The following is a 15,357-nucleotide window of genomic DNA, read 5'->3' as shown; positions in this document are numbered from 1 at the left end:
CGCCGCCGGGGCGCCGATGTCAGTGCTCCCAGCAGATCAGCGGCAGTTCCAGTGGCACCCGCAGACCATGATTGTCGCTGGGCACCACCCGCGCGGTGAAGTCCGCCGCGGCACGCTCGCCGGAGATCTGGCCCGTGAACAGCAGCGCCTGCCCGGCCGGACCGCTCGCTCGCAGGTCGTAAGCGACCGCCGGCAGCTCGGCGCGCGCCTCGGCGAACAGTTGCACGCGAATCTGCTCGGCATGCACGCCGCCCAGGCGCAGTTCGACCTCGACGCGGTAACCGGCATCCTGCTTGTGCAGCTCGACGCGCTGGAATGCCAGTTCGTGCCAGTGTCGGCCGAGCGCGGCGACCCGGTGCGCCAGTTCGTAGGCCAGCGCCGAGCCATTCGCCCGCCGTTCGCGATAGGTTCTGGCCGCCGGCAGGTAGTAGCTCTCGGTGTACTCGCGCACCGTGCGGTCAGCGGAGAAACGCTCCACCAGCGCACTCATGCTGCGACGCATGCGCTGCACCCAGGCAGCGGGAATGCCGTCGGCATCGCGCTGATAGAAGCTCGGTGCAATCTCCTCTTCGAGCAGCCGATAGAGCTGTTCGGCATCCACCGCGTCATGCTCCAGCCCGTGCTCCAGGCCGTCGCCGATAGCCCAGCCGAGATCGGCGGCATAGGCTTCTGCCCACCAGCCATCGAGCTGCGAGACGTTCAGGCCGCCGTTGGCCAGCACCTTCATGCCGCTGGTGCCGCTGGCTTCCCACGGCCGGCGCGGGGTGTTCAGCCAGACGTCGACGCCCTCCACCAGGTGCCGCGCCAGGCGCATGTCGTAGTCCTCGAGGAAGACCACGCGCCCGGCCACCTCGGGGCGTGCGAGAAACCGCTGCCACTCGCCCAGCAGGGCCTGCCCGGCGTGATCGCGCGGATGTGCCTTGCCGGCCAGCACCAGCTGCACCGGATGCTGCGGATGGGTGAGGATGCGCACCAGCCGCTCGGGATCGTGCAGCAACAGGTTCGGCCGCTTGTACGCGGCGAAGCGGCGGGCAAAGCCGAGCGTCAGGCGCCCCGGATGCAGTTGCGCGCCGGCTGCCTCGAGCGCGACCGGAGAGGCGCCATGCACCGCCAGGCTGCGTGCCAGATGGCCACGGACGAATGCCAGCAGTTCGCGGCGGGCATGCTGGCGAATCTGCCACAGCCAGCGATCGTCGACGCGCGCCAGCAGACCGTCCACCGACACGTCTTCGGCACCCCGCCAGGGGATCGCGCTGCCGTGCAGTTCATACCAGTGGGCCTCGGCATTGGCCGACAACCAGGTCGGCACATGCACGCCGTTGGTCACATGGCCGACCGGCACCGCGGCGATCGGCCAGCGCGGGAACAGTTCGTGGAAGATGTGCCGGCTGGTGCGCCCATGCAACTGGCTGACTGCATTCAGCGCGCCGGCGCAACGGGTCGCCAGGTAGGCCATGTTGAACGGCTCGTGCGGGTCGCCCGGATCCTTGCGCCCCAGTGCCAGCAACGCCTGCAGGGAAATGCCCAGCTCGTGCTCGGCATAATGCTCCAGATACTTGCCAACCAGCGTCGCAGGAAAGCGGTCGAAACCCGCCTCCACCGGCGTATGGGTGGTGAACAGGTTGCCGGCGCGGGTGGCGCTGAGCGCGACGGCGAACGGCACACCGTGGCCGACCATGTAACTGCGCGCGCGCTCGAGCACGGCAAAGGCAGCGTGCCCGTCATTCAGGTGCAGCACCTCGGGGGCCAGGCCGACCGCCTCCAGCAGGCGCCAACCGCCGATGCCCAGCACCAGCTCCTGGCGCAGGCGCATCTCGTTGTCGCCGCCGTACAGCTCGCTGGTGATCAATCGTGCCGCCGGCGGATTGGCCGGATCGTTACTGTCGAGCAGCAACAGCCGCGCACGACCGACCCGCGCCTGCCAGCCGCGCAGCCAGATCATCACACCCGGCAGGCGGATCGCCAGGCGCAGCGGGTTGCCGTCGACGTCATGCAGCGGCTCGATGGGCATCTGCCGGGTGTCGTTGACCGGATAGAGTTCCTGCTGGCGACCGTCCGGGCCAATGCCCTGGCGGAAGTAGCCGTGCTGCCAGAGCATGCCCACCGCGGTGACCGGTACCCCGAGATCGCTGGCCGCCTTGAGCTGATCGCCGGCGACATTGCCGAGGCCGCCCGAGTAGATCGGCAACGCCTCGCTGAGCATGTACTCCATGCAGAAATAGGCCACGCGGGTCAGCACGCCGCCGTCCTGGTGGCCGGCGAACCAGCTCGGCTGCGCGAAGCGCTCCTGTTGCGCGGCGGCCATCGCTTCGACCCGCAGGCGAAAATCCGGACGGGCGAGCAAACGGTCGAGCGTCGAATCCGGCACGGTGCTGAGCACCAGGCTGGGATTGTGGGTCAGGTCCCACAGCTCTTCGTCGATCAGCTGCCAGATGTCGTCGTTCTGGCTGCTCCAGCGGATCGACTGATCGAAGGCCAGTTCACGCAGGGTATCCGGCGATACGGCGGGGCTTGGCGGCACCAATCGAGCAACTCCTTCAGCAAAGGCCGCTGCCGGCGGCGGGCGGGTAGACACATGCCTGAGTGTGGCACAGGCCAGCGCCGACACGCTCGGGCGGGCTAGTGCCGAGCACGCGCTGGCCAGCAGCTGATGCCCGGGCGCAACCGCGGGGAACGCAGTGCCGCTTCCGGCTGCCCAAGCTGAGCGACACGCCCGCGCGGAAAGGTGGAGCGAGTTGCGACCAACGAAGGAACGCCGTTCTTCTTCAGGCGTCGCAGACTCTGCCGGGTGCGTCGGGCGATACCGGCCACCGCGGGCCCTGAACTCGGTACCTCACATGCGCATTCAACAATCAGACTACGTGGTGAGCGGGCGCCAGCGTCGACGCTAACGCGCCCCGGATTTTCTTGGCAGGAGTCAACCATGAGCAAAGCGATCTACGTACAACCCGGCGGCGGCTACGACAAGGTGATCGTCGGCAGCTGTCCGGCACGCGAACCGGCGGCGGATGAAATCACCGTGCGCCTGCGCGCCAGTTCGCTCAACTATCACGACTTCGCCGTGGTCAGCGGCATGTGGGGGCCGAGCGAGCCGCGCATTCCAATGGCTGACGGCGCCGGCGAGGTGATAGCGGTCGGCAGCGGCGTCCGCGAATTCGCCATCGGCGATCACGTGGTCAGCACCTTCTTCCCCGACTGGCTGGACGGCGAGCCGCTGGTCGAAGGCTTCGCCACGGTGCCGGGCGACGGCATCGACGGCTACGCGCGTGAGACGGTGACCGCCCGCGCCACCTCGTTCACCCACGCACCGAAGGGCTGGAGCCATGCCGAGGCGGCGACCCTGACCACCGCCGGACTGACCGCCTGGCGCGCGCTGATGGTCGACGGCGCGCTCAAGCCCGGCGAGACCGTGCTGGTGCAGGGCAGCGGCGGCGTGTCGATCTTCGCCCTGCAGTTCGCCAAGCTGGCCGGCGCGACGGTGATCGCCACCTCCTCCAGCGACGAGAAGCTCGAACGCCTGCGCAACCTGGGCGCCGATCAGCTGATCAATTACCGCAGCACGCCGGAGTGGGGCCAGCGCGTCCGCGAACTCACCGATGGCCGTGGCGTCGACCACGTCATCGAGGTTGGCGGGCCGGCGACGCTGGCCCAGTCGATGACCGCCACGCGCATCGGCGGGCATATCGCCGTAATCGGCATCCTCACCGGCGTGGCCGGCGAGTTGCCACTGGTCAGCGCGCTGACCCGGCAGCTGCGTCTGCAGGGTGTGCTGGTCGGCAGCCGTAGCCAGCAGCAGCAGATGGTGCGCGCGATCGACGCCAACGGCCTGCGCCCGGTGATCGACCGACAATTCGCGCTGGAGCAGATCTGCGACGCCTTCCGTTACCAGGAGAGCAACCGCCACTTCGGCAAGATCTGCCTGGATATCTGAAACTCACACCGCCGGCGGCGCACCGACTCCGAGTGCCGCCAGCCGCGCTTGCAGCAACGCCGGGAAGCGGGCCAGCCACGCCCGATTGCGCGGCGAGGGATGCGGCAGCGGGTGCAGGACGACCAGGCGAACCTGGCCCTGCGCGTCCTGCAGCTGTACCTGAAGGTCGGCACTGAAGCGGTCCTCGCGCTGCCAGAAGCGCTCCAGCTGCTGGCGCAGCGCGTGTGGCTGATCGATCGCAAACCAGAAAAACGCCTCTCGACCGAGCGTGATGACGTGCCGGCCCTGCCAGTAGTCGACCAGCAGCTGGCGCAGCAACGGCTGGAAACGGCGCTTGACCGCCATCGACCAGGCCTTGTTGCCCACCGGCTTGTACGGCACGGTGTTGAGCCAGAAAAAGCCCTCACCGGCCGTCAGCGCCGCGGCGAAATCCGCCGGTTCCGTGCCGTACAGATGCCAATGGAGCAGCCGCCGCACCAACTGGCCTCCGGTGCCAACGAAGGGCGCGCCGTGGCGCACCTCCTCGCGACCCGGATCGCGGCCGAAGAAGCAGAGTGGCGCGCTGGCAGTGCCGAGGCCGATGATCGGCTCCAGCGGGTCCTTGCCGAACTGCCGGTACACGGCCACATCGATCCCCGCGGTCTCGGCGGCCAGCTGGCGAAACGCCTGACGCTGGGCTTCGGTGAGCGGCATGGATTCAGAGATCGTCTTCGTCGACTGGCTCCACCGCTTCGGCCTGGATGGCATAGGCGGCGTCCGCCAGGTCGTTGCTCACGGCCTCGATCCTGAGCGGCCCATCGACCCACAGCGGGGTGTAGATGTCGTCGAGCTGGATGCCCTGCGGATAACGCACCAGCACGATCTGGTTCGGCGGGGGCGGCGGCACGTGGATACAGGCGCCCGGATAAGGGACCAGGAAGAACAGCGTGCTGCGCCCCTGCTCATCGCTTTCCAGCGGCACCGGGTAGCCGCCGAGACGCACCGGCCTGCCGTCCAGCGCCGGCACCGTCTTGGCCGAGTACATCACCGCCGGCAACCCAGCGCCCTGTTTGAGGCCTCCCTGGTCGCTGAAACCCGGGTCTTCCGCACCACCGTGGTCGATCTCGGGCATTTCTTCCAACGCCTGGCGATCCTCGGCCGGCATCAGCTCCAGCCAGTCGAGTTCGGCGGGGGCGGCATGGACGAGGGAGGCACAGCACAACAGCAGGGACAGGAACAATCGAGGCATGACAGGCGCCGGTTAGCAGGATGGGCCGCGGGACGCGGCCCGACGGATCAGTGCTTACTACGGGTCAGCGCGCCGTAGATCAGCAGCAGGATGATCGCACCGACCACCGCACCGATAAAGCCCGCGCCCTCTCCGGCCTGATATAGCCCGAGCGCCTGGCCGCCGTAGGTCGCCAGCACCGAGCCGCCGATGCCCAACAGGATGGTCATGATCCAGCCCATGCTGTCGTTGCCGGGTTTCAGGAAGCGCGCGATGAGGCCTACGATCAGGCCGATGAGGATGGTGCCGAGGATGCCCATGTGCAGTCTCCAGGTTCATAAGGTGGCTACCAATGGACCCGGAGGCTGTCACGAAGGTTCGCACCGGGCCTGCTGGCCCGGCGCTTCAGGCACGCTCGATCAGCGTCTCGACCGCAGTGATCTGCCGGTCCAGCGTGGCGCGATCGGGGCAGCGCAGCGTGGCGTGACCGACCTTGCGGCCGCTCTTGAACGCCTTGCCGTAATGGTGCAGGTGGCAATCCTCGACGGCGATGACCTTGGCCACCTCCGGCACTTCGCCGATGAAGTTGAGCATGGCGCTCTCACCCAGCTTGGCGGTCGAGCCCAGCGGCAGGCCGGCGACGGCGCGCAGGTGGTTCTCGAACTGGCTGCACTCGGCGCCTTCGATGGTCCAGTGCCCGGAGTTGTGCACGCGCGGCGCGATCTCGTTGGCCTTCAACCCGCCGTCCACCTCGAAGAACTCGAAGGCCAGCACGCCGACGTAGTCCAGGCGCTTGAGCACTCGGCCGACATAGTCTTCGGCCAGCGCCTGCAACGGATGGTTGCTGCTGGCCACCGACAACCGCAGGATGCCGCTCTCGTGGGTGTTGTGCACCAGCGGATAGAAGCAGGTTTCACCGTCACGGCCGCGCACGGCGATCAGCGAAACTTCGCCGGTGAAGGGCACGAAGCCCTCGAGGATGCACGGCACGCTGCCCAGCTCGGCGAACGCGCCGGTGACGTCAGCCGGCTTGCGCAGCAGCTTCTGACCCTTGCCGTCGTAGCCCAGGGTGCGCGTCTTGAGCACGGCCGGCAGGCCGATGGCGGCCACCGCGGCGTCGAGATCGGCCTGCGACTGGATGTCGGCGAATTCCGGAGTGGGAATGCCGAGGTCCTTGAACATGGATTTCTCGAACCAGCGATCACGGGCGATGCGCAGCGATTCGGCGCTCGGGTAGACCGGCACGAACTGCGAAAGGAACGCCACCGTCTCGGCCGGCACGCTCTCGAACTCGAACGTCACCAGGTCCACCTCGTCGGCCAGCCGGCGCAGGTGCTCCTTGTCGTCGTAGTCGGCGCGGATGTGCTCGCCGAGCGCCTGGGCGCAGGCGTCCGGCGCCGGGTCGAGGAAGGCGAAGCTCATGCCCAGCGGAGTGCCCGCCAAGGCCAGCATGCGGCCCAGCTGGCCGCCACCGATCACACCAATTTTCATAACTCACGGCCCTTCGTTAGGCGGCCATCCGCGCGCGCCGATGGCAAGTGTAGAACCCGCTCAGCCGCGCGGGTCGGGGTTGTCCAGCACGCTCTGGGTCTGCTCGTCGCGGAACGTCTTCAGCGCGGCGTGATATTCCGGGAACTCGTGGCCGAGGATGCTCGCCGACAGCAGCGCCGCATTGATCGCCCCGGCCTTGCCGATGGCCAGGGTGGCGACCGGCACGCCCGCCGGCATCTGCACGATCGACAGCAGCGAATCGACACCCGAGAGCATCGACGACTGCACCGGCACGCCAAGCACCGGCAGATGGGTCTTGGCCGCGCACATGCCCGGCAGATGCGCCGCACCGCCGGCACCGGCGATGATCACGCGCAGCCCGCGGGCTTCGGCCTGTTCGGCGTACTGGAAGAGCAGATCCGGGGTGCGGTGGGCGGAAACCACCGTCACTTCATGGGGAATGCCCAGCTTTTCCAGCATCTCGGCGGTGTGGCTGAGGGTGGACCAATCGGACTTCGAGCCCATGATCACGCCTACCAGTGCGGTCATCGTCGTGCCTCTTTCTCGCGCCTGCCGGCGCATCAGGAACAACGGCCGCGCTGGGGGCAGCGCGGCCGTTAGGAAAAAGGGCCGGAACCAGTCCGACCGAGGGCCGCGCAGTATATCGCAAGCCCCGCCGCGCCGGCACCTGCGCTTGTCCGGCATGCAGCAGTTAACCGCTGCAGCCGGGGCGCAGCCGAACCGGCGTGCACGGCTGCTGTTGCGATTCCCGCAGGCGGGCTGGCGCTCACACGGTTTCCATGACCAGGCGCCTGCTGTCGGGCTCACGACTGCGGAAGTTCTCACACAGCCAGTAGATGCCGTCAGGCTTGGTATGCTCGCTGCTTATTGCCAGTGGAGGTGCCGTGTTCTCGTTGAAGCGTCAGGGCGATTTTCGCCTGCAACTGACCCGAACCCTGACCCAGCCGGGCCGGCATCTAGTCGAGCTGTACCTGTTCACGCCCCACGAGACCACCTTGTCCAGCCGCACCCTGAGCGAGGAGCAGTTCTTCCACGGCGCGCTGATGCACCGTTTCCGCCTGCTGGGCCTGCCGGTCCAGGATCGTGCCAGCAAGCTGGACACCTCTTTCTCGCTGCTCTCGCCGCACTACGAGATCATGCACGGCGCCTGGTTCTTCCGTTATCAGGCGTCACTGGACCGCCTGCGCCAACAGCTGCAGGGCAAGGCATCCGCCGAGCCGCTGGCGCGCGCGCTGCGCCTGAGTCAGAACTTCGCCCAGCGCCTGCGCAAGGGCGAGCCGCAGCAGAGCAAGCAGTCGCGCTACTTCCGCCAGCTGGACGTCTACTTTTCCTGGCTGGCCGAGCAGTTCCTGCTGGAAAGCATGACCCTGGAAGGCTACGACGCACTGGATGACGAGCTGAAACAGGCGGCTCAGGAATTCCTCCAGCAGGAACGCCGCTACCGCGCCGAGCGCGACTATCAGAGTGACTTCAAAGGTCCACCGACCCGCGTGTGGAACCGCATGAGCCTCTACCAGCGGCTGCTGGAGTACCCGGTGGTGCTGCGCCAGCAGCTGATCGAGCTGGGCGCCGGCACCCGCAAGCTGGTGAAGGCGGCGTCCACCATGCTGATCATGTCGCTGTTCACCTACTTCCTGTTCAACGTGCGCGACGCCAGCCAGAAGCTCTCCTTCGCCCTGCTGATGGGCATCGCGCTGATCTACGCGATTCGCGACCTGTTGCGCGACGACCTGATCGACACCGCCACCCGCTGGCTGCGCAAGGGCAAGCCGCGCTGGAAGCTGCGCCTGCTGATGCCCTATACGCAGAAGGTGATGGCCCAGCAGCTGCTCTGGCTCGACTACCGCAAGCTGAGTGAACTGCAGCGTGCAGTGCGCGAGCATTCCGGCAAGTGGGCCACCAACGAGGAGCGGCAGATCGTCTGCTACCGTTCGCGGCTGCTGCTGGACAAGGCGGCGCTGACCCAGAACCAGATTCAGGAGCGCCTGACCCTGGATTTCGAGCCGCTCTGCGCGTTGATCCAGGCCAGCCATCAGCAGCTCTACGAATGGCAGGAGGAAGACGGCCTGCCGCCGGTCGTCCAGGCGCATGCCATCGAAAAGCAGCACGACTACAACCTGCTGCTGGTCTGCCGGCAACCCGGCGAGCCAGGCGAGATCGCCCAGCGCTGGACCCTGCGTCTGAGCGCTGGCGGCATCGTGCGCTGCGAGAACAAGGCGATACCCTGGCCGGAACTTGCGTCCCGCTCGCGCTGGTGGCGCCGGGGCTGAAGGCGCGGTATAGACCCGCCGCCCGAGCATCGCAGACGACTGCTGCTCCGCAGATCCGGCCTTTCGCGCTCAGTTAACGCTTGCGACGCTGCACTGCCCGGCACCGCTTTCCAGCTTGCGCCAGAGCAACCGCACCGGTGCCTTGCGCACCAGCGCGCAGCGGTACAGGCGAATCTCCAGCGGCACGCGCCAGTGCTCGCCGCCGCAGATCACCAGTTCGCCGCGCGCCAGTTCGGCGGTCACGCTCAGCCGCGGCACCCAGGCTAGGCCGAGCTTCTGCATCGCCATGCTCTTCAGGCTGTCGGCCATGGCCGTTTCGTACACCGTGGTCGAACGCAGCCCGCGCTGGCGCAGCAGTGCATTCACCGAACGGCCCAACGAGGCGCCGGCGCTGTAGGCCAGCAGCGGCACGCTCTGCCCGCTGTCCGGATCGAACAGCGGCGCGCCGGCCTCATCCACCGCGCACACCGGGACGATCTCGGTGCGCCCCAGCGCCAGCGAGGGGAATAGCTCCGGGTCCATCTGCAGCGTTGCTTCCGGGTCGTGGTAGGCGAGGATCAGGTCGCAGGCGCCCTCGCGCAGCGAATGCACGGCCTCACCGACGTTGGTCGCCACCAGCCGGCTGTTGACCGGCACACCGTCACGGCGCAGTTGCGCCAGCCATGCCGGGAAGAAGCCCAGCGCCAGCGAATGCGCGGCGGCGATCTGCAGCACCTCGCCGCGCTGGCCTTCGAGGTTGTGCAGGTAGCGCACCACTTCACCGACCTGCTCGACCATGCTGCGCGCGGTGACGAGGAACAGCTGGCCGGCCTCGGTCAGCTCCACCGGGGTACGCGAGCGGTTCACCAAGGTCAGCCCGAGCGTGCTCTCCAGACTGCGGATGCGCCGGCTGAAGGCCGGCTGGGTGACGAAGCGCCGTTGCGCCGCCTGCGAAAAGCTGCGGGTGGCCGCCAGCGCGACTAGGTCTTCCAGCCATTTGGTTTCGATGTTCATGCCCACCTCCCGGGCGCCTGCAATAACGCTCGCCGCCGCAGCGAGGTCACAGCCATCATTATGCCGATCCAGCATGGGACAGCGCACAACGGCATTGGCCGCCGAACGGCTGCAGCCCTTATGTTAGCGCCTGTCGCGGCAACTGCCGCTTACGTCCCGGATGAGAGTCCTCATGTCCCCTGCTGCATCCTTTCGCCTCGAAAAAGACCTGCTCGGCCCCCTAGAAGTACCCGCCGATGCCTACTACGGCATCCAGACTCTGCGCGCGGTGAACAACTTCCGCCTGTCCGGCGTGACGCTGTCGCACTACCCCAAGCTGGTGGTCGCACTGGCGATGGTCAAGCAGGCCGCCGCCGACGCCAACCGCGAGCTGGGCCAGCTGAGCGAGGCCAAGCATCAGGCGATCAGCCAGGCTTGCGCGCGGCTGATCCGCGGCGAGTTCCACGAGCAGTTCGTGGTCGACATGATTCAGGGCGGCGCCGGTACCTCGACCAACATGAACGCCAACGAGGTGATCGCCAACCTGGCGCTGGAGTACATGGGCCACGCCAAGGGCGAGTACCGCTACCTGCACCCGAACAACGACGTGAACATGGCGCAGTCGACCAACGACGCCTACCCCACCGCTATCCGCCTGGGCCTGCTGCTCGGCCACGACACCCTGCTGGCCAGCCTCGACAGCCTGATCCAGGCGTTCGCCGGCAAGGGCGAGGAGTTCGCCCACGTACTGAAGATGGGCCGCACCCAGCTGCAGGACGCCGTGCCGATGACCCTCGGTCAGGAGTTCCACGCCTTCGCCAACACCCTCGGCGAGGATCTCGGCCACCTGCGCCGCATCGCCCCGCAACTGCTGGTGGAGGTCAACCTCGGCGGCACCGCCATCGGCACCGGCATCAACGCCGACCCGCGCTACCAGGCCATCGCCGTGCAGCGCCTGGCCGAGATCAGCGGCCAGCCGCTGCAGCCGGCCGCCGACCTGATCGAGGCCACTTCGGACATGGGCGCCTTCGTGCTGTTCTCCGGCCTGCTCAAGCGCACCGCGGTCAAGCTGTCGAAGATCTGCAACGACCTGCGCCTGCTCTCCAGCGGCCCGCGCACCGGTATCAACGAGATCAACCTGCCGCCGCGCCAGCCGGGCAGCTCGATCATGCCGGGCAAGGTCAATCCGGTGATTCCCGAGGCAGTCAACCAGGTCGCCTTCGAGGTCATCGGCAACGACCTGGCGCTGACCATGGCCGCCGAGGCCGGGCAATTGCAGCTCAACGTCATGGAGCCGCTGATCGCCTACAAGCTGTTCGACTCGATCCGCCTGCTGCAGCGCGCCATCGACATGCTGCGCGAGCACTGCATCGTCGGCATCACCGCCAACGAAGGGCGCTGCCGCGAGCTGATGGAAAACTCCATCGGCCTCATCACCGCCCTCAACCCCTACATCGGCTACGAGAACGCCACGCGCATCGCCGGCCAGGCCCTGCTCGGCGGCCGCGGCGTGCTGGAGCTGGTGCGCGAGGAGCAGCTGCTCGACGACGCCACGCTGGCCGACATCCTGCGCCCGGAAAACATGATCGCCCCGCGGCTGGTGCCGTTGGCGGTGTGAAGATCTAGCCGCATCCTGATCGCGTAGATGAGCTGCAGTGACGGGCGCCATGGTTCCTGACTGTTCCACGGCAACTGAAAGGTTCAGCGCCCGCCTTTCACCCCAACGCTTACGCCATTTCGGTAGAGAAACCAGAACAGCCACGCACCCAACGGGATAAGCATGCCAAAAAACACTATGTCGTTATGAGCTGCCCTAGCTTGGCGATAGGCGCTCCGGGTCCATTCAAAGGGCAGGGGATCCAACTTCGAAATGCCCGGGCGCCGATCAACCAGAGCCTTTACAGGATCCCTTGCCCTGACGTATCGCTCAGCCGCATCGTCATCGCACATCCAGACGATTTTTCGCTCTGTCGACAACGGGTGCTGACGAAAGCTGCAGTTGCGCTCGCTGCTCTCGTTGGGAGCGTTCTTGATTCGATAGACAACATCGAACCTGGTCCCCAGAAGTAAGTCGCGCCCCCGTTCGGGTGTCAGTACTGACGTGCCCGGATAGGCTATAGGCCAAATCTTTCCATCAGAATCGGCGATGAATTGCTGTGGCTCGCAATATCTCCGGGAACCTAGCCGAGCAGCGCGACAGCTTAGCCGTGTACCAACCGCTGCGGCGGTAATCGGCTGGTCGATCAGTTCATGTTCTTTCGGTAGAGGGCCGGGACGCCAACCCCAGACGGAAACGACCATAAGCAACACGGTGTAAGACAGGCATAGAACAGCACTTGCGGCCAGATGCACTCGCTTAAGGGTGCGAAAAGCGAAGAACAGAACAACCAAGTCCACCGCGAGCCACAGGTAACCACGCCGTACAATGTCCGCTCGCCATTCACGCAGTTGGGCCTCGCCAAGCAACGTGACACTAGGCGCAAGACCGGGCAAAGGATTTTCCGCGCTCACGCGTTCCAAGGTGTAGGCGATATCGCCAGACAAACCCAACCGCAACTTGTCCCCCGGCTGTAACAGCGCATAGCGCTCATCTCCAGACTGCAGCAGGGGCTTCAGAAACAACCGAATGATGCGCCCATCCTCGACGAGGAGGACCATTTCCCAACGACAGCTTTTCCGTCCATAGCGAAGCGAGCTGCAAAACAATCGGGCATCGAGGCCTTCGACCTCGACTAGCCGTTGAACAAGCTGCCCCCGCTCAGGAATGGACGCAACGAGAGATGTGACGCGTCCAAGACCATCGCGGATGGATAGTGCGACCGCGAAACCCAAGAACACCAAGACCAACAGGCGCATGCTTCATCCCTGATACCGTACAACCCAATCACCGCCACGCTGAGCCTTGGCTCACGAAGCGGCTTCACGTCGGCACGTTAGCCTAATCCCCCCCTGATTCCCTGCCGATTCGCCCGCAGTTCCCGCACAGCCATCCTGGCGCGAGCATGAACCATGGGCGGCTACTACTCGATCTCGAACAACCCATCGCGAATCTGCGCCCCGGCCAGGCGCTGGCGGATGTCGTCGTCGATGCGCGGGTCGTCCGCGGCGTAGAGCATCACCTGGCGGTAGGCGTTGACGCGGTTGATCTCGCTGCCCAGGTATTCCCAGACCACGCGGGTGCAGGCCGGCGTTCGGCGGTCACCGCTGGAGACGCCGGTCTTCAGGCCGTTGAGGCGGCCGATGCGGCTCTTGAAGCTGGGAATCAGGATGGTCTGGCTCATCTCGTTGCCGGTCAGCGACTCGTAGTCGATGAGAAACAAGCGGTCCTGCAGATAGAAGGCGGCGCCAAGGTAGCGGCAGCGGGCCACCCAATCCTCGGCCCGCGGGTTGTCGGCGCGCGACAGCTCCTGGCGTTCCTGACGCTCGAACACGTAGCTGCCGCGATCCTCACGCAGGTGCACCAGCGACAGCAGGATGTGGCCCGGAACCGACAGGCAGTTGGCGTATTCAAAGTAGTAGCCGCAGTAGCGCGCGAGCTGGTTGCTGGCGTTGTCGCGCAGCGGCTGGAACAGCTCCAACAGCGGATCGCTGGCGGCGATGCGTTCCTGATCGTGGCGGCGCAGGCCGATCAGCTGGGCGAACTGCTCGCTGGGTAGACCCAGTTCGTAGCCTTCGACGCCGAAGAAGTCGCAGATGCGCTTGAGGTTGTGCGCCGTCGGCCGGCTCTGCCCGCTGAGGTACTTGTTGAACTGGGCGCGGTTGATGCCGAGCTTGCGACAGACCTCGGCGATCGAGCGGTAGTGGCTGCAGAGCAGTTTGAGGTTGTCGCCGAGATGGTCGTACATGGGTCGTTCCGCTGATGCGAGCGACGCGAGTTTAGCATCAACTCGCGCCAACTCGCCGCGACCCGCGCAATTGAATACCCACCGCGCCTGGCCAACCATTCCCCGCCTGCGCTTCGTCTACTCGCAAAACAACAAGAGAGACCTTCCACCATGCTCGATATTCTCAACGACCTCATCTGGAGCAAGCTGCTGATCGTCATGCTGATCGGCCTTGGTCTGTACTTCACCGTCGCCTCGCGCTTCGTCCAGTTCCGCTACTTCGGCAGCATGTTCCGCATCTTCGGCGAAGCCTTCAAACACCAGCCGGGGCAGCTCAGCTCGTTCCAGGCGCTGATGCTCAGCGTCGCCGGCCGCGTCGGTGCCGGCAACATCGCCGGGGTCTCGGTGGCGATCATGCTCGGCGGCCCCGGCGCGATCTTCTGGATGTGGGTCGTCGCGCTGGTCGGCATGGCCACCAGCTATTTCGAGTGCTCGCTGGCGCAGCTGTACAAGCGTCGCGAACCGGACGGTGGCTACCGCGGCGGCCCGGCGTTCTACATCGAACACGGCCTCGGCCAGCGCTGGCTGGGCATCGTGGTTTCGCTGTTGCTGCTGGTGACTTTCGGCTTCGGCTTCAACGCGGTGCAGTCCTACACCGTGGCCAGCTCGCTGCACGACACCTTCGGCGTGCCGACGCTGATCAGCGGCGTCGCTCTGATGGTGGTGATGGGCCTGATCATCTCCGGCGGCATCCGCCGCATCGCCAGGATCGCCGACGTGCTGGTGCCGGTCATGGCGTTCTCCTACATCGCCATGGCGGTGTTCGTGCTCGGCAGCAACGCCGGGCAGATTCCCGAGGCCTTCGGCCTGATCCTGCGCAGCGCCTTCGGTCTGGAGCCGGCCTTGGCCGGCGGCATCGGCGCGGCGATCATCATGGGCGTCAAGCGCGGCCTGTTCTCCAACGAGGCCGGTCTGGGCAGCGCGCCCAACGTGGCGGCGGTGGCCGAGGTCAGGCATCCGGTGGCGCAGGGCATCGTGCAGTCGCTCAGCGTGTTCATCGACACCATCGTGCTGTGCAGCTGCACCGCGCTGATCATCCTGCTGTCCGGCGTCTACCAGCCCGGCGCGCCGGAAGTCGCCGGCGTAGTGCTGACCCAGACCGCGATGGCCGCGGTGGTCGGTGAATGGGGCCGGGTGTTCGTCAGCGTCGCCCTGCTGCTGTTCGTGTTCACCACGCTGATCTACAACTACTACCTCGGCGAGAATGCGCTGGGTTTCTTCACCGGCAAGCGCTGGCCGGTGCAGCTGTATCGCCTGCTGGTGATCGCCCTGGTGATGTGGGGTTCGATCCAGGACCTGGGCACGGTGTTCGCCTTCGCCGACGTCACCATGGGCCTGCTGGCAATCTGCAACCTGATCGCCCTGGCGCTGTTGTTCAAGATCGGCCTGCGGCTGATGCGCGACTACGACAGCCAGCGCGAAGCCGGTGTAGAGTCGCCGGTGCTCGACCCCCGGCAGTTCGCCGATCTCGATCTCGATCCTGCCGTCTGGCCAGTCAAGGCCGGCGACCAGGCCCGCGTCACCGGCAGCGCAGCCGTTCAGCACTGAGCACCCGCTCGCTGCTCGACAGGGGGCGCGAGC

Annotated in this window: 13 protein-coding genes; 4 read left to right on the top strand and 9 right to left on the bottom strand. The window is 66.4% G+C overall.

Going from position 1 to position 15,357, the window contains the following annotated elements; all coding sequences use genetic code 11:
- Positions 1-19: 19 nt before the first annotated feature.
- Positions 20-2,521, bottom strand: a complete 2,502-nt coding sequence (gene glgP, locus N8H22_RS11785; RefSeq protein ID WP_264590701.1) for an alpha-glucan family phosphorylase — start codon at positions 2,519-2,521, stop codon at positions 20-22.
- Between the two features lie 402 nt (positions 2,522-2,923).
- Here glgP and N8H22_RS11780 point away from each other — a divergent pair, with 402 nt between their 5' ends.
- Complete coding sequence (locus N8H22_RS11780; RefSeq protein WP_264590700.1) at positions 2,924-3,931, top strand: NAD(P)-dependent alcohol dehydrogenase; 1,008 nt, start codon at positions 2,924-2,926, stop codon at positions 3,929-3,931.
- Positions 3,932-3,934: 3 nt separating this feature from the next.
- Here the strand turns inward: N8H22_RS11780 and N8H22_RS11775 are convergent, their stop codons facing one another.
- The 5 genes from N8H22_RS11775 to purE form a co-directional block, all read right to left on the bottom strand.
- Positions 3,935-4,624: a uracil-DNA glycosylase family protein gene (locus tag N8H22_RS11775; RefSeq protein ID WP_264590699.1), complete on the bottom strand. Its 690-nt coding sequence runs from the start codon at positions 4,622-4,624 to the stop codon at positions 3,935-3,937.
- 4 nt (positions 4,625-4,628) lie between these two features.
- Entirely contained in the window at positions 4,629-5,159 is a 531-nt protein-coding gene (locus tag N8H22_RS11770) for a DUF3299 domain-containing protein (RefSeq protein WP_264590698.1), read from the bottom strand.
- Positions 5,160-5,206: 47 nt separating this feature from the next.
- A complete protein-coding gene (locus tag N8H22_RS11765; RefSeq protein WP_264590697.1) occupies positions 5,207-5,458 on the bottom strand; it encodes a GlsB/YeaQ/YmgE family stress response membrane protein in 252 nt (83 codons plus the stop codon).
- Positions 5,459-5,543: 85 nt separating this feature from the next.
- On the bottom strand, positions 5,544-6,629 hold the full coding sequence (locus N8H22_RS11760) for a 5-(carboxyamino)imidazole ribonucleotide synthase (RefSeq protein ID WP_264590696.1): 1,086 nt from the start codon (positions 6,627-6,629) through the stop codon (positions 5,544-5,546).
- A 60-nt stretch (positions 6,630-6,689) separates the two neighbouring features.
- On the bottom strand, positions 6,690-7,178 hold the full coding sequence (gene purE / locus N8H22_RS11755; protein ID WP_264590695.1) for a 5-(carboxyamino)imidazole ribonucleotide mutase: 489 nt from the start codon (positions 7,176-7,178) through the stop codon (positions 6,690-6,692).
- Between the two features lie 356 nt (positions 7,179-7,534).
- On the opposite strand from purE, the gene N8H22_RS11750 reads away from it, so the two are divergent.
- On the top strand, positions 7,535-8,920 hold the full coding sequence (locus N8H22_RS11750; protein WP_264590694.1) for a hypothetical protein: 1,386 nt from the start codon (positions 7,535-7,537) through the stop codon (positions 8,918-8,920).
- Positions 8,921-8,989: 69 nt separating this feature from the next.
- On the opposite strand, the gene N8H22_RS11745 is transcribed toward N8H22_RS11750, so the two are convergent.
- Positions 8,990-9,913 (bottom strand): LysR substrate-binding domain-containing protein, encoded by a 924-nt coding sequence (locus N8H22_RS11745; protein ID WP_264590693.1) that lies wholly within the window; start codon positions 9,911-9,913, stop codon positions 8,990-8,992.
- A 172-nt stretch (positions 9,914-10,085) separates the two neighbouring features.
- On the opposite strand from N8H22_RS11745, the gene N8H22_RS11740 reads away from it, so the two are divergent.
- Complete coding sequence (locus N8H22_RS11740) at positions 10,086-11,510, top strand: aspartate ammonia-lyase (RefSeq protein WP_264590692.1); 1,425 nt, start codon at positions 10,086-10,088, stop codon at positions 11,508-11,510.
- 83 nt (positions 11,511-11,593) lie between these two features.
- On the opposite strand, the gene N8H22_RS11735 is transcribed toward N8H22_RS11740, so the two are convergent.
- Together N8H22_RS11735 and N8H22_RS11730 are read right to left on the bottom strand one after the other, a co-directional pair.
- On the bottom strand, positions 11,594-12,748 hold the full coding sequence (locus tag N8H22_RS11735) for a hypothetical protein (RefSeq protein WP_264590691.1): 1,155 nt from the start codon (positions 12,746-12,748) through the stop codon (positions 11,594-11,596).
- Between the two features lie 164 nt (positions 12,749-12,912).
- Positions 12,913-13,737, bottom strand: coding sequence for a helix-turn-helix transcriptional regulator (locus tag N8H22_RS11730; protein WP_264590690.1), 825 nt, complete (start codon positions 13,735-13,737; stop codon positions 12,913-12,915).
- A gap of 150 nt (positions 13,738-13,887) precedes the next feature.
- Here N8H22_RS11730 and N8H22_RS11725 point away from each other — a divergent pair, with 150 nt between their 5' ends.
- Positions 13,888-15,324, top strand: a complete 1,437-nt coding sequence (locus N8H22_RS11725) for an alanine/glycine:cation symporter family protein (protein WP_264590689.1) — start codon at positions 13,888-13,890, stop codon at positions 15,322-15,324.
- The last annotated feature ends 33 nt before the right edge of the window (positions 15,325-15,357 follow it).

The sequence above is a fragment of the Stutzerimonas sp. S1 genome, from assembly GCF_025966695.1.
Classification (GTDB): domain Bacteria; phylum Pseudomonadota; class Gammaproteobacteria; order Pseudomonadales; family Pseudomonadaceae; genus Stutzerimonas.
Note: the sequence above shows the minus strand (reverse complement) of the source record. Positions and strands in the feature narration are given on the sequence as shown.